At 65.0% G+C, this 15913-nt stretch carries 17 protein-coding genes; 3 read left to right on the top strand and 14 right to left on the bottom strand.

Annotated elements, in window-relative coordinates; translation table 11 throughout:
* Positions 1-67: 67 nt before the first annotated feature.
* The 6 genes from NSO95_RS09535 to NSO95_RS09510 form a co-directional block, all read right to left on the bottom strand.
* Entirely contained in the window at positions 68-796 is a 729-nt protein-coding gene (locus NSO95_RS09535; protein WP_257595988.1) for a glycosyltransferase, read from the bottom strand.
* Positions 793-1371, bottom strand: coding sequence for a TIGR04282 family arsenosugar biosynthesis glycosyltransferase (locus NSO95_RS09530; RefSeq protein ID WP_257595987.1), 579 nt, complete (start codon positions 1369-1371; stop codon positions 793-795). Before NSO95_RS09530 ends, NSO95_RS09535 begins: the two co-directional genes overlap by 4 nt.
* A 10-nt stretch (positions 1372-1381) precedes the next feature.
* Positions 1382-2596 carry a sulfotransferase family protein gene (locus NSO95_RS09525; RefSeq protein WP_257595986.1) on the bottom strand — a complete coding sequence of 405 codons (1215 nt, stop codon included), beginning with the start codon at positions 2594-2596 and terminating at the stop codon, positions 1382-1384.
* Positions 2597-2731: 135 nt separating this feature from the next.
* On the bottom strand, positions 2732-4381 hold the full coding sequence (gene groL / locus NSO95_RS09520; protein ID WP_257595985.1) for a chaperonin GroEL: 1650 nt from the start codon (positions 4379-4381) through the stop codon (positions 2732-2734).
* 113 nt (positions 4382-4494) lie between these two features.
* Positions 4495-4782: a co-chaperone GroES gene (locus NSO95_RS09515; RefSeq protein WP_257595984.1), complete on the bottom strand. Its 288-nt coding sequence runs from the start codon at positions 4780-4782 to the stop codon at positions 4495-4497.
* Between the two features lie 136 nt (positions 4783-4918).
* Positions 4919-6325, bottom strand: coding sequence for an MATE family efflux transporter (locus NSO95_RS09510; RefSeq protein WP_257595983.1), 1407 nt, complete (start codon positions 6323-6325; stop codon positions 4919-4921).
* 166 nt (positions 6326-6491) lie between these two features.
* Here NSO95_RS09510 and NSO95_RS09505 point away from each other — a divergent pair, with 166 nt between their 5' ends.
* Positions 6492-6905, top strand: coding sequence for a hypothetical protein (locus NSO95_RS09505; RefSeq protein WP_257595982.1), 414 nt, complete (start codon positions 6492-6494; stop codon positions 6903-6905).
* 48 nt (positions 6906-6953) lie between these two features.
* Here NSO95_RS09505 and NSO95_RS09500 read toward each other — a convergent pair whose 3' ends face one another.
* Positions 6954-9464 (bottom strand): DUF305 domain-containing protein, encoded by a 2511-nt coding sequence (locus NSO95_RS09500; RefSeq protein WP_257595981.1) that lies wholly within the window; start codon positions 9462-9464, stop codon positions 6954-6956.
* Between the two features lie 66 nt (positions 9465-9530).
* On the opposite strand from NSO95_RS09500, the gene NSO95_RS09495 reads away from it, so the two are divergent.
* Entirely contained in the window at positions 9531-10055 is a 525-nt protein-coding gene (locus NSO95_RS09495; protein ID WP_257595980.1) for a c-type cytochrome, read from the top strand.
* 58 nt (positions 10056-10113) lie between these two features.
* On the opposite strand, the gene rplL is transcribed toward NSO95_RS09495, so the two are convergent.
* From rplL to NSO95_RS09460, 7 genes are all read right to left on the bottom strand, one after another.
* The gene (gene rplL, locus NSO95_RS09490; protein WP_257595979.1) at positions 10114-10488 is read right to left on the bottom strand and encodes a 50S ribosomal protein L7/L12; all 375 of its coding nucleotides are present in this window, start codon (positions 10486-10488) and stop codon (positions 10114-10116) included.
* A gap of 92 nt (positions 10489-10580) precedes the next feature.
* A complete protein-coding gene (gene rplJ / locus NSO95_RS09485) occupies positions 10581-11096 on the bottom strand; it encodes a 50S ribosomal protein L10 (RefSeq protein ID WP_257595978.1) in 516 nt (171 codons plus the stop codon).
* Positions 11097-11398: 302 nt separating this feature from the next.
* Positions 11399-11626, bottom strand: coding sequence for a helix-turn-helix domain-containing protein (locus tag NSO95_RS09480; RefSeq protein WP_257595977.1), 228 nt, complete (start codon positions 11624-11626; stop codon positions 11399-11401).
* Positions 11626-12174 carry a DUF2975 domain-containing protein gene (locus NSO95_RS09475; RefSeq protein ID WP_257595976.1) on the bottom strand — a complete coding sequence of 183 codons (549 nt, stop codon included), beginning with the start codon at positions 12172-12174 and terminating at the stop codon, positions 11626-11628. Before NSO95_RS09475 ends, NSO95_RS09480 begins: the two co-directional genes overlap by 1 nt.
* Before the next feature lie 28 nt (positions 12175-12202).
* Positions 12203-12328, bottom strand: a complete 126-nt coding sequence (locus tag NSO95_RS09470; RefSeq protein ID WP_257595975.1) for a hypothetical protein — start codon at positions 12326-12328, stop codon at positions 12203-12205.
* A gap of 142 nt (positions 12329-12470) precedes the next feature.
* Positions 12471-13502, bottom strand: coding sequence for a 50S ribosomal protein L11 methyltransferase (locus NSO95_RS09465; protein ID WP_257595974.1), 1032 nt, complete (start codon positions 13500-13502; stop codon positions 12471-12473).
* A gap of 72 nt (positions 13503-13574) precedes the next feature.
* A complete protein-coding gene (locus NSO95_RS09460) occupies positions 13575-15020 on the bottom strand; it encodes an 8'-apo-carotenoid 13,14-cleaving dioxygenase (RefSeq protein ID WP_257595973.1) in 1446 nt (481 codons plus the stop codon).
* Positions 15021-15080: 60 nt separating this feature from the next.
* Here NSO95_RS09460 and NSO95_RS09455 point away from each other — a divergent pair, with 60 nt between their 5' ends.
* Positions 15081-15707 carry a TetR/AcrR family transcriptional regulator gene (locus NSO95_RS09455; RefSeq protein WP_257595972.1) on the top strand — a complete coding sequence of 209 codons (627 nt, stop codon included), beginning with the start codon at positions 15081-15083 and terminating at the stop codon, positions 15705-15707.
* Positions 15708-15913 lie beyond the last annotated feature (206 nt).

Genomic DNA, 15913 nt, shown 5'->3' with positions numbered 1-15913 from the left:
CTGGGATCGCGTTCGACTGAGCTCGAGCTCGCGGCACGCGACCCCAGCTTTCGCTGGGGTGACGGCGTTACCGCACATGCGGATAATTCTTCTCCAGCCTGCTCCGCGCCCCGACCGCCCACAGTATCCCGACCTTGAAATAGATCCAGTTGGCCTTCAGCGGACCCCAGGCGGCAATCCGCCGGTCGCTGGTTTCGACCCAACGGTGGACCATGCGGATCCTGCCCAATTGCGCGAACTTCACGCACAGGTCCGCCTCTTCCATGATCGCGTCGCCCGGCGTGCAGCCGCCGACTTGCAGGAACTGCTCGCGCCGGAAGAACATCGCGTGATCGCCGAACAGCAGACGTACCCCGCGAATGAACAGGTGCGGGCGGGTGATCAGCGGCGCGTACCAGGTCTTTATCCAGTTGTGGAAGGTGGTGCCCCAACGGGTCCTTTCGCCGCGGATCAACGGGGTGAAGCTGGCGAGCGCGGTGCGATCATCCGCCAGCGCGTCGCGAATGACCGCGACCATATCGAGCGGCGGCGCGGTGTCGGCGTGGAGCACGCAGATAAACGCACTGGCCGCCGCTGCGACCCCGGCGTTGATCTGTCTCCCGCGTCCGGCGGTGGTATCCAGCAGCGTCCAGCCTGCGGCCAGCACCAGCTCGCGCGTCCGGTCGCCGCTCCCTCCGTCGACGACGATCACTTCGGCTGGCGGCGGATCGAGCGAGGCAACCAGGCCGATCAGGGCCGGGAGCGCCTTCTCCTCGTCGAGCACGGGGATGACGAGCGCCACGGTCGGCAGGCTCACGGCAGAAACTCCGGCCAGTCGGCGAGGTCCTCAATGGTATCGACATCGGCCAGTTCGGGCAGCACCGCCGGGCGGATGCCTTTCGCCGCGAAGCGCCGCACGGTCTCCTCGAACACCACCGGTGTGCTCCATGGCATGTCCGCGAAGGCGAAGCGCGCATCGGCGTTGTAACCCAGCAGGTAATATCCGCCGTCGCTCGCCGGGCCGATCACCGCCGCTTCGTTCGCCAAGGTGTCGCGCGCGGCTTGCAGGATTTGCGGGGTCAGGCCGGGGCAGTCGCTGCCGATCACGATGGCGGGTGCGGGGACGCGGGTGAGTTTGTCGGTGAGTTCGCCCTCGCCCTGGGGGACTACGATGAGGTCTCTACCGAAGCCTTCGCGGAATGCCACCACCGGTGTCCCTGTCACCCGCAGTTCGAAGTCGAGCCCGCTCGCCCGCGCGACCTCGATCGTATGCGCCAGCAACTTGGCATAGACCGCCGCCGCACCTTCCGCGCCCAGCCCCGGGATGAGCCGGGTCTTGGCCTTGCCCGGTTCGGGCCAGCGGGCGAAGATCGACAGGCGTGGTTCGGTCAAGGCCCTGCGCTCACCAGTCGTAGCCCACGCTGACCGCCGGTCCGCGCGCTGGCGCCGATGATCGCGCGGTGCGCTGCCGGTCGAGCGCCGCGACGATCTCGACCAAGCGCGCTTCTGCTTCAGAGCCGGGCAGCCCCTCAGCTTCGCTGCGTTTGGCCTCGGAATCGGACACGAAGGGCTGATCGGGTTGCTTCGAATTGCGCGCCGAGGCCTGTTCCATAGAGCGCCGCTGGGCTTCGCTTGTCTGCACACCGAAGTGGGGCAAAATCTCTGCTGTCAATGCATCGGGCAACGAAGGATAGGGCACCGGCAGGCACGCCGGATCCTCGCTGTTGCGCAGCGCGGCGGCGGTGCAATGCGCCAGAACCCAGGCCGCATAGTCTTCGTCCGCAACCCTCTCCGCATTGGGCAAACCGAAGGCGGCGAAGGGGACAGCGCCTTTGCGCACATGCATCCCCGGATTGCGCTGCTGCGACACCAGCACCTCGCGCGCATCGCGATAGAGGTATGCCCAGGGCGTCGCAGGGAAGGCGCGTCGCAGCACCGGCAGGGCGAGCGAATGCCAGCAGTCGAGCTTGACGAAGCGGTGGGTCGTCGCCGCGCCGCGCGTGCGGGTGACGGCAGCGACCAGATTGCGCAGCTGCGCGTCGCTGACCGCGCCCTGACAGGCAAGCTGGATCATCGTGTCGATCACCGGCGCTTCGGCGATCGACACATATTCGGGCACCGCCGCCAGCATCTGCGCGACCAGCGTCGAGCCGCAGCGCGACATGTGGTGCACGAAGCCGTCGGGGCCGGGGCTGCTCGCGAAGGCGTCGAGCGCATCCAGCGGCGTGACGCTGCGCATCAGCCGGGTGAAGGGGAGCGGGGCGATATCCGCCATCGAATGCTCGAAGAAGGGATGATGCAAGCCATCGAGAGGGATCGGCAGCCATTCGATCGCCAGGGCATTGTCGCGCAGCACGAGCGCCACCGGCAGCCATAACGGCGGCGGGGCCTCCTCAAGCGGCACCATATGCGCAAAGCCAGCCTGCGGGTCGGGTGTCTGCGGACCCAGCACCAGCGCGAGATCCTCCGGACCGAGCGGCAGCGATCGCGCGGCCGCCTCGGCCAGCGCCGCCGCGACCAGCTCCGGGTCGGCGGTGCACCGGCGCAAGGTATCCTGCAATGCAGCGTCGGCGATCACCGCCATTCGGAACCGGTCGAGATTTCCGGACGTGAGCAAGCCTGCACCTTTCGCTGGGATACGCGGCGCTGTCTTGCGCCTTGCCCGCTGTTTGACAATGGAAATCGAACCACCAGCAAAAGGGCCCGGCGGATCGCTCCGCCGGGCCCTCTGGTGTTCGAAACCGCGGGTGGCTTAGAAGCCCATGCCGCCCATTCCGCCCATGCCGCCCATATCGGGCATGCCGCCGCCGGCGGGCTTGTCTTCCGGAGCGTCCGAAATCGCCGCTTCGGTGGTGATCAGCAGGCCGGCGACCGAGGCCGCATCCTGCAAGGCCACCCGAACGACCTTGGTCGGGTCGATCACACCGGCAGCCACGAGGTTTTCGTAGGTGTCGGTCGCTGCGTTGAAGCCCTGCGTTTCGTCGCCTTCGCGCAGCAGGTTGCCCGAGATGACCGCACCGTCATGACCGGCGTTTTCGGCGATCTGGCGGACCGGAGCGACAATCGCCTTACGTACGATGTCGATCCCGCGGGTCTGGTCGTCATTGTCACCCTTGAGACCTTCGAGCGCCTTGGTGGCATAGAGCAGCGCGGTACCGCCGCCGGGGACGATGCCTTCTTCGACCGCAGCGCGGGTCGCGTGGAGCGCGTCGTCGACACGGTCCTTGCGTTCCTTCACTTCGACTTCCGACGCACCGCCGACCTTGATCACGGCCACACCGCCAGCGAGCTTGGCGAGACGCTCTTGCAGCTTCTCGCGGTCGTAGTCGCTCGAGGTGTTGTCGATCTGGGTGCGGATTTCGCCGACGCGGGCCTTGATGTCGCCTTCGTCACCGGCACCGTCGACGATGGTGGTGTTGTCCTTGTCGATGGTGACGCGCTTGGCTTCGCCGAGCATGCCCAGCGTAACGTTCTCGAGCTTGATACCGAGGTCTTCGCTGATCATTTCGCCCTTGGTCAGGATCGCGATGTCCTGCAGCATCGCCTTGCGGCGATCGCCGAAGCCCGGTGCCTTGACCGCTGCAACCTTGAGGCCGCCGCGCAGCTTGTTGACCACCAGGGTCGCCAGCGCTTCGCCTTCGATGTCTTCCGCGATGATCAGCAGCGGGCGACCGCTCTGGACAGCCGCTTCGAGCACCGGCAGCATCGCCTGCAGATTGCTGAGCTTCTTCTCGTGGATCAGGATGTAGGGGTTATCCAGTTCCACCGTCATCTTGTCGGGATTGGTGATGAAGTAGGGGCTGAGATAGCCGCGGTCGAACTGCATGCCTTCGACGACATCGAGCTCGAACTCGAGGCCCTTGGCTTCCTCGACGGTGATCACGCCTTCCTTGCCGACCTTTTCCATCGCCTCGGCGATCTTCTCGCCGACTTCACGGTCGCCATTGGCCGAAATGATCCCGACCTGGGCGATTTCAGCCGAGCCGGCCACGTCCTTCGAACGGGCGACGAGGTTCTCGACCACCTTGGTCACGGCCAGATCGATGCCGCGCTTGAGGTCCATCGGGTTCATGCCCGCTGCGACCGACTTCATGCCTTCGCGCACGATCGCCTGACCGAGCACAGTGGCGGTGGTGGTGCCGTCCCCGGCGAGGTCGTTGGTCTTCGACGCAACTTCCTTGAGCATCTGCGCGCCCATGTTCTCGAACTTGTCCTTGAGCTCGATTTCCTTGGCGACGGTGACGCCGTCCTTGGTGATGCGCGGTGCGCCGAAGCTCTTGTCGATCACGACGTTGCGACCCTTCGGGCCGAGCGTGACCTTGACGGCGTTGGCGAGCGTGTCGACGCCCTTGAGGATGCGCTCGCGCGCGTCGCGGCTGAACTTTACGTCCTTGGCAGCCATTGTGTTTCTCCAGTTTCGTCATCCCAGCGAAAGCTGGGATCGGGTTGTTCTTGGTGGACAGCAACTGGCGCTTTCGGCCAGCGACCCCAGCTTTCGCTGGGGTGACGATGGGATCAGGAAATGATCCCCATGATGTCGCTTTCCTTCATGATCAGCAGGTCTTCGCCGTCGAGCTTGACCTCGGTGCCCGACCACTTGCCGAACAACACGCGGTCGCCCGCCCTGACATCGAGCGGGGTGACGGTGCCGTCTTCGGCCTTGGCGCCCGAACCGGTGGCGACGATCTCGCCTTCGCTCGGCTTTTCCTGTGCGCTGTCAGGGATGATGATGCCGCCGGCAGTCTTCTGGTCGGCTTCGATGCGACGGACCAGAACGCGGTCGTGCAGCGGACGAAATGCCATATTGATGACCTTTCTCAATTCGAGTGATGAATAGCGTTTCTGGCACTCGCCCATGGTGAGTGCCAGCGCGGCGCATTTGGGGATGCTCGATGCGCGAGTCAACGTTCTGCGCGAGTTTTTTCTCACAAGATCGACGTCAGCTGCGGGCAGTCAGGCCGAGCCGGTCGCGCAGCGACCAGCGCCAGCACAGCAGCACCGCCGCGCTCATCAGCCCGGTGGCGAGCCCGATCCAGATTCCCGTGCCTTCGAGCGGAGTCCGGAAGCCGAGCCACAGGGCCACCCCGATGCCGGGGACCCAGTAGCTGAAGATCGCGATCCACATCGGGATGCGGGTGTCCTGCAGGCCGCGCAGGGCCCCGGCGGCGACCGCCTGCATCCCGTCGAACAGCTGGAACGCCGCCGCGATGACGAGGTATTGCAGGGCGAAGGACACCAGCACGGCATTCTTCGCATCCCACGGATCGATATAGATCGCGAGCAACGGCTCGGGGATGACGATCATCGCCAGCGCGGTCGTGGCCATGAAACCGGTGCCGAGAACGATCGCGGTCCAGCCCGCGCGCTTCATCCCTTCGACGTCGCGCGCTCCATAGAAATAGCCGACCCTGATGGTCACCGCCTGGCCGATCCCGAACGGCACTTGAAACGCCAGCGCGGCGATCTGCAAGGCCACCGTGTGCGCGGCGAGCTGCGCCGTGCCGATGCTGCCCATCATGAAAGCGGCGGCACCGAAGATGCCTGCTTCGGCGGTGATCGTCAGCGCCACCGGCGTGCCGATCCGCACCACATGCGCAAACCGCGCCCAGTCGGGCTTCCACCACCGACCGACGATCCGGTAGCGGTGGAACTGCGGGGTGAACCGGATCACCAAAGCGAAGGCCGCCACCACGCACAGCGCGGTGATGACGGTCGCCACCGCGGCGCCTTGCAGGCCGAGCTCGGGCGCGCCAAGATTGCCGAAGATGAAGGCGTAGTTGGCCAGCGCATTGACGAAGATCCCGCCTGCGGTGATCGCGGTGGCGAACACCGGCCGCCCGAGCGCGGAGACGAAGCAGCGCAGCACATTGGCGATCACCATCGGGATCATCGAGAAGATCAGCACGCTGTTGTAGCTCTGCGCCAGTACGATGATCTCCGCCTTCTGCCCCGTGGCGTGCATGATCGGGCCGAGCGCGAGGCAGACCAGCATCCCGCCCGCACCGCTGATCACCGCCAGCCACAGCGCCATGCGGACCGATCGGCGGACGGGGCGCAAGGCCGGCGCGCGCTCGCCCAGCTCGGCCGCAATCACCGCCGCGACCGCGCCGGTCAGCCCGGACAGTGCCCACATCACCAGCCCGAACAGCGCCACCACCATCGCCGAGGCCGCCAGCGGTGCCTCGCCCAGCCGCGCGATGAAGATCACATCCACCGCATAGGTCAGCATCTGCAGCAAATTGGCGAGCGCCAGCGGCCAGCTGAGCCGCAGTGTGGCCGCCAGCTCGGTGCGCCAAGGTGCCCATGTGCCATGGGTTCCGGCGGTCGAGATGTGTTCGCGTGTCATGAACAGCCGGCCCGGATAGGCGCGGGTTCACCACGGCGAAAGCCTGGCTGGCCCAAGCGAGGTTTTTTGCCGCCTCGACGCGACGCAAATGCCACAGCCGATTGGGACTATCGGTCGCAATGCGAAGCGATTAGGAAGCGGTATTCGAGGACGGGGGTAGATTTCCATGCGCGCAACGATCGTTTCACTGGCAGCCGCAACGGCGCTGCTTTTTTCTGCACCGGCTGCCGCGCAGGACGACGAGACGCTCGACTACGATATCGCGATGGATTGCGGCATCGCCAACGCCTATCTCGCCGGTATCATCGAGGAAGAGGACCCCGATTTTTCGGGCGAACTGGTCGGGTCGGCGACTGTCTGGCTGGCGATGGCCTACAACCGCTTCGCGGGCGATGACGCCGATTACGAAGCGCGGATCGATTCGCGGACCGATGAGCTGACCGATGAGCTCACCAGCATGACCGGCGAAGACGAGGTAACCGAGTTCTTCACGACGATCCTCGGCAGCTGCGAGATCATCCGCGCCGCCAATTCTGCCGAATACGACCAGACCGAAGCGGAAATGGCGGCGGAAGGCTAGGCCCAGACTCTGGGCTAGACTTCGCGCCGCCTGATTACTGAGCGGCGGTCAGCCGCCCGTGCGCAAACCTTGGGCGATTCCGCGCAGCGTCGCTGCCAGCTTGCCGACCAGCGGATCGTTGTCCGACAACCCTGCAGCGATCGACTCCAGCGTTCCTGCTGCTCCGGCATCGCCTGCCTCGGCGGCATCGAGCGCGTTCATTAGCGGTGCCAGTTGCGCTTCGCCCATCGGTTCCTTGCGCTGCAACTGGTCGATATAGGCCCGCGCCACAACTGGCGAGTCGGGCCAGACGACCGGATATTGCTGCTGCGGGTTGAAGGTCTCACCCTGGCTTGCGAGCTTGGCCGCTGCGATCTCGTTCTCGGTCAGGAATTCACTGGGTGCCAGCTCGAACACGTCGAGGCCCCGCGCGATCTCGGTGCCGTAGATCCGGCCATTGTACCAGTAGACCGACCAGAAACCGCCGAGGACCATCTGGTCCTTGTTCACCGGTCCGCGATCAAAATAGGCGATCTCGAACGGATTGGCGCTGTCGGTGAAGTCCATCAGCGAAATCCCGCCCTGGTACCATGCCTGGACGAAGATATCGCGTCCCGGCACTGGCACCAGCGAACCGTTGTGCGCGACGCAGTTTTCCATTTCGCCCTGCGCGGCGGGGAGTTTGTAGAGGCTACGCGCGGTCAGTTCCCCGCCCGCAAGGTCGTAGATTGCATTGGCGCCCCATTCCTTCGGATCCTGCGCCTTGCAGCGCGGCCGGCCGCCGCCGCCCCACTCGTCGGTGAACACCACCTTGGTACCGTCGTTGTTGAAGGTCGCGGAGTGCCAGTAGGCGAAACCCTTGTCGGTCGCGTCGTCGATCCGCCGGGGTGCCCGCGGATTGGCGATGTCGAGCACGATGCCGTTGCCCGAACACGCCCCGGCGGCGAGCGCCTTGCTCGGGAAGATGGTGATGTCGTGGCACTGGTCGGTGCGCGACGTGCGCTGGGTCCCGTCGCCATGGTCGCCGCCGCTCCACAGGCCGTCGATCTTCGCGTCATCGGCAAAGACGCGCGGCGAATCGATGATCCGCGCGGCAGACGGGTTCGCCTTGGGGATTTCGATCACGTCGATGCTGAACAGCGACGATCCGCGCTCGCCCGCGCCATAGACCGTGCAGCCGGGCAGTTCCTCCCCGTTGCGCACGCCGGCGGTGCCCGAGTTGTAGACAAGGATGCTGGCCGCATCCTCCGCCACCACCGAGTGGGTGTGCGAACCACGGCAGGTCTGCACCTGGCCGACCTGGCGGGGCGCGCGCAGATTGGCGATGTCGAATATGCGCAGGCCGCGGAACCGGTCTGCGCTCACATCCTCGTCGATCCCCTGCAGCCCGCAGTCGATGCGGCCACTGGTCTGCTCGACCGACATGATGAGCAGGTCGCCGACGATCGACACATCGCCCTGCCCGCCGGGGCAGACCACCGAGCTGACCAGCTTCGGCGTCTGGTTGCCAGCGATGTCGTAGATATTGAAGCCGTGGTAATTGCCGACCACCAGCGTATCGCCACGGAAGGCCATGTCGGTGTTGGCGAAATTGAGCAGCGAGCCACGTTCGCTGAGCGCGGTCTTGCTGTCGCCCCCGGGGTCGCGCTTGGCCTCGCCCTCCTTGGCCGCCGCCTCGAGCGTGGTCAGCGCGGTGCGCAGCGCGGTGATTGCCTTGGTGGCCGGATCTGCCTCCGTTTCGGGCTTGGGTTCTTCGGTCTTGGGCTTGGCGATCGGGCTTTCCTTCGCCTTCTCGAGCCGCAGTCCGGCGGGGTTCTCCGGGTCGAAGAAGCCGGCGGGCTTGGGCAGGCTGCCCACCAGGGTCAGCCCCTTGATCGCGCTTTCCGCGTCGGTGAAACCAGCGGCGAGCTTGGTCCGCGGATCGTCCGACAGCCCTTCGAGCAGCTTGTTCATCCGATCGATTTCGGAGGACTGGTCCGCCTTCACGTCGTTGACGAAGCGGTACATCACCGGATCGTAGGCCGAACCCTGCTGCTCGAACAGATCGTCGACCATATCGAGCGCGCCCTTATGGTGCGCGACCATCAGGGTGAGGAACATGCGGTCGAATTCGGTGCCCGATGCCGCGGCCAGCGCCGCCATCTGTTCGGGCGATGCCATGCCCGCCATGCCCTGGTGCATCGCCGCCATGTCATGGCCCATTTTCGCATGGGCTGCCGGATCGGGCGCGGTCGCACCGCGATCGCTCAGCCATTGCTGCATGAAGGCGATCTCGTCGTCCTGGCTGGCGGCGATCTTCTCGGCGATGGCGACGACATCGGTGGTGTTGGTCCGGTCCTTGACCAGCGCGACCATCTGGCTTGCCTGATAGTGATGCGGGATCATCGCTTGCATGAAGTCGAGATCGGCCTGGATGAAGCGGGCGCCCGCCAGCTTGATCGCGTCGTCTGGCCGGATCTGCTTGGACGCCTGTCCTGGTGCGCCGGGTTGCACAATCGGCGCATCCTGCGCGTTCGCAGGCGTTGCGGTGGACAGCGCGGCAGACGCAACTGTGACCAGAAGCAGGAATCGATTCGACATTTTTTGGCAGTCCCCTGAAATGTAGGCGCAAACTGGCGGAAAGCGTCGAACAAAGGAAGCGGGCCTATGGCATTAATCTGCGAACGGTCGACATTGCGGGGACGGATGGCGTGTCTGCTGCCGCTGGTCGCACTATCGATGGCGGCAGGAAGTTGCACCTCCGGCGGGCAAGCGATCGGCGGCTATGAAACGCCACGCCCGCCCGTTTCGATGGATCCGCCGCAGGCACAGGCCGCTTTGCCGGACCCGTCCCCGCATCGTTCCGCCCCGCTGTTCGAAGCCAGCGGCTACGGCAAATGCGCGCCTTGCCACGCGCACCAATACCGCATCAACGGGATCGGCCCGCACCTGGTCGGTCTCTACGGACGCCGGATCGGCTCGGTCGAGAATTATCGTTATAGCGAGGCTTTGACGTCGGTCGGCGGGACGTGGGATGCCGCGTCGCTCGACCGGTTTATCGCCGACCCGGAGGCTTTCGCGCCCGGCAACACAATGAAATTCCGCGGGATCGAATCCGCAGAGACGCGGGCCTCGATCATCGCTTATCTCCAGCGCGAGGCGCGCAAGGAAGGGGATTCCGAGGCGAAATAGAAAAGGGGCGGCACCTTGCGGCACCGCCCTTTCATATTCTCGCAACGGAGAAAGAAGCTTACTTGAGCTCGACGGTACCGCCGGCTGCTTCGATCTTCGCCTTGATTTCTTCGGCTTCAGCCTTGTTGACGCCTTCCTTGACGGCCTTCGGCGCTTCTTCGACCAGCGCCTTGGCTTCGCCCAGGCCGAGCCCGGTGATCGCGCGGACTTCCTTGATGACCTGGATCTTCTTGCCACCGTCGCCGGTGAGGATGACGTCGAATTCGGTCTGCTCTTCGGCAGCCGGTGCGTCGGCTGCTGCGGCCGGGCCGGCAACGGCGACGGCTGCGGCGGCGCTCACGCCCCATGCTTCTTCGAGGGCCTTGGCCAGATCTGCGGCTTCAAGGACGGTCAGTTTGCTCAGTTCTTCAACCAGCTTGGCGATGTCTGCCATGATGTATCACTCCAAAATGCTTGTCCCTGCGGAGGCAGGGATGGCGGGGCGGGAATGTGCCCCAATGAATTCGTGCTTTCGCTTGGAACCGCTTACGCCGCTTCTTTGGTGCTGTAGGCACCGAAGACGCGGGCGAGCTTGGCGGCGGGTGCGTTGACAACCTGGGCGATCTTTGTCGCCGGGGCGTTGACGAGGCCCACCAGCTTTGCGCGCAGCTCGTCGAGGCTGGGCATGGAGGCAAGCGCCTTCACCCCGTCCGCGTCGAGCAACTGCCCGCCCATGGAACCACCGACGATTTCGAGTTTGTCGTTGGTCTTGGCGAAGTCCACCGCAGCTTTCGCTGCCGCCACCGGGTCTACCGAGTAAGCGAGCGCGGTCGGGCCAGTGAGGTATTCCTCGAGGCCTTCGTACGTGGTTTCCTTCAGGGCGAGCTTGGCAAGGCGGTTCTTCGCTACCTTGTAGGACGCACCGGCTTCGCGCATCTTCCCGCGTAGATCCGTTGACTGGGCGACGGACAGGCCGAGGTTGCGGGTGACAACCACCACACCAACCTCGTTGAAGACTGCGTTGAGCTGGGCGACCGCGTCGGATTTCTGCGAACGATCCATGCCATACTCCTTCACTATGGCCGCACGGGATGGCTCCCGAACGACCGGCTCATGGTGTCCGTGCCGGAAATCGGCACGGGCGAGTCCGTTGATGGGGAAGGAGGTGTGACGCCCGCAGTTGCGAAGCGGCACGAGCGGAGATACCCGAAAGGCATCGCCGAAAAATCTCTGTCCCCGTCTAGGCTGGAAATTAAGACCGGCAAATCCCGGTCACCAACTGTCTCGGACGGATGACCTGCAAGCCAAAGAGGCCCGCCGGTCGGTGGCGGGCCTCTAAGCGATTTGCCGGTGGTGTCAAGCGATCATTCGGGCAGGTAGGCCAGCAGATCGCCCGGTTGGCAGTCGAGTTCACGGCAGATTGCTTCGAGGGTAGAGAAGCGGATCGCCTTGGCCTTGCCGGTCTTGAGGATCGACAGATTGGCGAGGGTGAGGCCGACGCGCTCGGCCAGTTCGGTCAGCGTCATGCGGCGGGCGTGCAGCAGATCGTCGAGCTTGACCATGATGTTGGTTCCTTCTGTATCGTTGCCCATCACACGGTCCCTTCCAGGTCTTCGCGCATCGCGGCCCCTTGGCGGAACACCCGGGCGAGGATGAACAGCACCACCACCATCAGGATGCCGCTGAGATCGAGCCCGCCGTCCACCGAGAACTCGGCGCCCTCGGCTTCGTCGGCCCATTCAACCAGCAACATGCCCAGCCCTGCAGCGGGGAGCAGCAGGACCTGCGTGGCGAGCAGCAACCAGGCCATTGCGTTCAGACGGTCGGCATTTGCGGGGACGAAAGGATCGCCTTCGCCCACTGTGCCGATGATGTTGCGCAGCTTCCCGAAGAACACGAACAGCGCCGCGACAATCGCGATGCCGATCGCCATCACGCCCACGAGCGCCGGGATGGGGAAGCCTTCGGGGAAGGATGCATCCTCCATTCCCGCAGAAATGGCAAAATCGGTGCTGAAGAGCAGCACTGCCGGGATGGCAATGGCGAGCGCGACTGCGGCGATTGCCATGGCACCCTGCATGAAGAACGTCAGGACCTTGCCGGCAAGCAGCAGCGGATCCTTGGGTCGGTTGATTGGCATTGTCCCTCTCCTCTTCTTGGGTGGCGGATCAGGCGAGAGCCGGAGTGCCGAGGATAACCGGATCGGCCGGGACGGTGATCACCGGGGTCCATGTCGCAACGACGAGGAATACGGCTGCGAGGGCAGCGGCGAAATTGGTAGCGTAACGTGACATTATCGATCTCCTTGATGTTCGATATCGACAATCAATAAAGATGATTCGCCATATTGTCAAACAATAATATTGAAAAACGATATGCGACTGATTGTTTTGCGATATTTCGGCTTAGGGAAGGGGCCTTCGCCGGGAGGAGGCCCTAGATTTCGCGGTGCGTCAGGTGCTCGTCGCAATACCAGCTCCGGATGCGCGCGGTGTCGCCAGCGGCGCTGGTCCGCGGGGGGATCGGGGTGAGCGGGTTGAGCCAGTGATGCCCGTGCCCGCTACCGGGGGCATTCTCGTAGGTATGGCCGGGCAGGAAGCGCAGCTCGATCCACTGCGCGACCGCGTTGACCGTACCGCCGAGGCACTCCAATCCCGAGATCGCGTGCGCGCTCGCAGGCGGGTCGCTGTCGGCCGTCCACTGAAACTCGAACGCCGTCTGCGGCGCGCTGCGCAAAGCCAGCTGAGGATGGTCGCTGCGGATCGATTTGCTGGCCGAAACATGGCGCGCAAACGGCGCGAGCGAGAAGCCTTCGACCTCGTCGGGCGGCTCGTCCGTTGCGGGCGCTTGTGCGAGCGCGATACGGATGCTCGCCCGCTCGGGCAGGAACACTGCGCCCGGATTGCACAATTCGCTGCGCGCGTGGGCCAGCGCCCCCAGCACCCCTTCGCCGAGCAGATTTTCCGAGAAGATCTCGGACACCACGCAATCGACCCCGCCGTCGAGATCGCGCTGCCGTTCGAGTTCGAACGAGGGTCTGTCGATCACGGTAATTCGGTCGGCCAGCCCGTTGCGGGCGATGATCTCGCGCGCGGTCCGGGCGAGCCTGGGATCCTGTTCGCAAGCCACGACCGACGCCGCACCGGCGCGCGCGGCCATCATCGCCAGCAATCCCGAACCGGTCCCGATGTCGAGCACCCGCCGTCCCGGCACAAACTGCTCGATTGCCGCGCGATAGGCACGATTGCGCGCCGCATCCTGCAGCATGGTCGCATGAAAGCGCGGCACCTTGTGGGTTTCGAGAATGCGGCAGACGGCGCCGATATCGGGATCGCCCGGACTGGCAGCACGTGCACGGGCGATCAGGTCCACCACCATTGCCCGCCCGGAAGCGCCGAGCAGCTCTATCCCGCGCCGCAAAAGCCATGCGGGATCGCTGATGTTGCTCGGGGCGCTCCGCTCTTCCATGCCCCCTGATGCCAAACCGCCGCTATCGATGCCAGAGCGCATCGACTGCGGCGGCGGTTGGCCGGACTGGAATCAGGCTGCGGCAGGCACCCAGTTGCCGTGGAAGCCGGGCGGTATGCGGTGCGGGATGTGCACCACGGCTTGCGGCGCGCCGGTGAAATCGTTGGCCTTGAGAATCTGCAGCTCGGTGGTTTCGTTCGCCGCATCGATCACCAGGCCGATCAGCCAGCCATCATCCTCGGCCGAATCCGGGCTGCGCGGCACGAAGACGAACTCGCCTGGATGGCGATCTTCGCCCAGTTCGCGGACCTCGGTCGTTCCCGCTTCCAGATCGTGCTTGAGCAGCTGGGTCGCCCCCATGTCGAGCCCTTCGACCGGGGCCAGCGCGATGGTGTAGGCATAGCGGTAGGGACGGCAGCACCGCCGCTCGTCGTAGCGCGGGAATTCCTGCGGCCGGTCGTGCAGCACCGTGCGTTCGACATGGCGGCTGGCCGGATCGGCCACCCAGCGTTCGAACCGCACCCATTTGCCTCCCGGGCCGCGCGGTGAGCTGTCGTAAGTGCTCTCGTGCACCACCACGTCGACCACGACCTTTCCGTCATCGGTCTCGAACGCGTTCGCGGGATGGTAGACGTAGCAGGGTTCGTCGATCGTGCACCAGATGGTGTCCTCGCCCTTGCCGCAGCGCGGCAGCAGGCCGAGGCGCGTGCCATGGTCCGGGTTCCAGTGGAACGGGAAGCTGTAGCCCGAGACGAGCCGCTTCATCGAGAACACCGCGGGCAGGTCGAACACCAGAACGTAGTTCTCGGTGATCTGGCAATCGTGGATCGAGGGGCCGTCCTTCACCGGGATCGGTTCCTCGCGGACAACCTTGCCCTGTGCATCGACCACGGTGTGCCAGACACGGTCGGGCTGCTGCACGTCGTAGCAGATGGCATGCATCTCGCCGGTCGCCGGATCGTGGTGCGGATGGGCGGAGAAAGCGTTTTCCAGCGTGCCGTCGAATGGGTTGTGGGCCACGGTGCCCAGCATATCGTCCAGCTCGACCGGCTTGCCGCCGGCCTCGACGATGGCGAAGGTGCGCCCGTCGATGCCGACGATATTGGTGTTGGCATTGTCGGTGCGCGGGTTGCGGGTGCCGGGCTTGCGCGGCTCACCCAGCGCGTCGCTGACCGCGTTGGAACGGATCCAGCGGTTGCGGTACCATTCGGCCTTGCCGCCCCTGATGCGCACGCCATGCGCCATCCCGTCGCCGACGAACCAGTGGTAACTCGCAGGATCGGGCGGGGTGATCGGGTTGGGGCCGATGCGCAGGTAGCGCCCGTCGAGCTGAGCGGGAATCTCGCCTTCGACCGTGAGTTCGCTCAGCGTCATCTCTTCGGCCATCGGAGTGTGGATGCCGGTGAGGTACGGATGCCCGCCTTCCGGCTCCGCCAGCCGTTTGCGGTTGAAATCGGCGACGGTCATAACGCCTTTGGTGACGGCGGAACGGATGGTCTTCTCGATGACGCTGGCCATGTGTTGGTTTCCCATTCTGCAAAAGTTGCATGTGCGAGTCGGAATGTTTATGCTGTTAACATGACTGTCAATGCTAACACTGTCAACATCAAATCGGACGAGGCCTATCATCATGGTGACCTGCGCGCGGCAGCAATCGCGCTGGGGCTGGAGAAGCTCGCCTCGCAGGAAGTGCCCGATCTCGGCCTGCGCGCAATCGCCCGCGAGCTGGGCGTCAGCGCCACCGCGCTCTATCGCCATTTCGCCGGCAAGGAGGCACTGCTCGAAGCATTGGCTGCCGAAGGCATCCGCCAGCTCGGCGCCTCGCAGAAGGCAGCCGCGCAGCGGGCGGGTGGCGGAACGGCGGCGTTCCAGGCCACAGGCGTGGCCTATGTCGAGTGGGCGGTCGCCAACCCTGCGCTGTTCGCGCTCACATTTGCCGGCAAGACACGCCCCAATCTGGCGATGTCCGATGCGGACGGGGATGAAAACGAAGCGTTTCGTCAGTTGCAGGCCGGCATTTCCAGCGTCCTGCCCGCAATGGCGCCAAGTGCCGACCGGGCCAGCGCGGCGATGCACGCATGGTCGCTGGTCCACGGGCTTGCCAACCTCATCCTGGCGGGGCAGATCGACGACGATCCGCAGGTCATTCGCTCCGTCGTGGCGCACACCTTCGGGCTCGGCGGGGGCGCTGCCGACTGCGCTTGACCCGCAAGGGTGCGCTCCCTATATGGCGCGCAATCGCTCGCTTCGAGCAAGGCCGATTCATGCGCGGGAATCAGCCACAGGACGGAAGCGGCGTTTCCATATTCGCGACGCATATGCTGCAGCAGCACCGGGAAAGGTGCAGGTATCGCTGCGGCCTTTTTGCGTCCCGGCGAATGTGGTGTCCACCCGCGCAGGACAGCAATGCA

Origin of the sequence: Parerythrobacter lacustris (assembly GCF_024626475.1) — a bacterium.
Classification (GTDB): Bacteria; Pseudomonadota; Alphaproteobacteria; order Sphingomonadales; family Sphingomonadaceae; genus Parerythrobacter_A; species Parerythrobacter_A lacustris.
This window is presented reverse-complemented; position numbering and strand designations above follow the sequence as displayed.

What these genes read in the sequence shown, in the direction of transcription:
- groL (WP_257595985.1), bottom strand. Translation starts at nt 4,381, where the DNA reads ATGGCTGCCAAGGACGTAAAGTTCAGCCGCGACGCGCGCGAGCGCATC.
- NSO95_RS09515 (WP_257595984.1), bottom strand. Translation starts at nt 4,782, where the DNA reads ATGGCATTTCGTCCGCTGCACGACCGCGTTCTGGTCCGTCGCATCGAA.
- NSO95_RS09510 (WP_257595983.1), bottom strand. Translation starts at nt 6,325, where the DNA reads ATGACACGCGAACACATCTCGACCGCCGGAACCCATGGCACATGGGCA.
- NSO95_RS09505 (WP_257595982.1), top strand. Translation starts at nt 6,492, where the DNA reads ATGCGCGCAACGATCGTTTCACTGGCAGCCGCAACGGCGCTGCTTTTT.
- NSO95_RS09500 (WP_257595981.1), bottom strand. Translation starts at nt 9,464, where the DNA reads ATGTCGAATCGATTCCTGCTTCTGGTCACAGTTGCGTCTGCCGCGCTG.
- NSO95_RS09495 (WP_257595980.1), top strand. Translation starts at nt 9,531, where the DNA reads ATGGCATTAATCTGCGAACGGTCGACATTGCGGGGACGGATGGCGTGT.
- rplL (WP_257595979.1), bottom strand. Translation starts at nt 10,488, where the DNA reads ATGGCAGACATCGCCAAGCTGGTTGAAGAACTGAGCAAACTGACCGTC.
- rplJ (WP_257595978.1), bottom strand. Translation starts at nt 11,096, where the DNA reads ATGGATCGTTCGCAGAAATCCGACGCGGTCGCCCAGCTCAACGCAGTC.
- NSO95_RS09480 (WP_257595977.1), bottom strand. Translation starts at nt 11,626, where the DNA reads ATGGGCAACGATACAGAAGGAACCAACATCATGGTCAAGCTCGACGAT.
- NSO95_RS09475 (WP_257595976.1), bottom strand. Translation starts at nt 12,174, where the DNA reads ATGCCAATCAACCGACCCAAGGATCCGCTGCTGCTTGCCGGCAAGGTC.
- NSO95_RS09470 (WP_257595975.1), bottom strand. Translation starts at nt 12,328, where the DNA reads ATGTCACGTTACGCTACCAATTTCGCCGCTGCCCTCGCAGCCGTATTC.
- NSO95_RS09465 (WP_257595974.1), bottom strand. Translation starts at nt 13,502, where the DNA reads ATGGAAGAGCGGAGCGCCCCGAGCAACATCAGCGATCCCGCATGGCTT.
- NSO95_RS09460 (WP_257595973.1), bottom strand. Translation starts at nt 15,020, where the DNA reads ATGGCCAGCGTCATCGAGAAGACCATCCGTTCCGCCGTCACCAAAGGC.
- NSO95_RS09455 (WP_257595972.1), top strand. Translation starts at nt 15,081, where the DNA reads ATGACTGTCAATGCTAACACTGTCAACATCAAATCGGACGAGGCCTAT.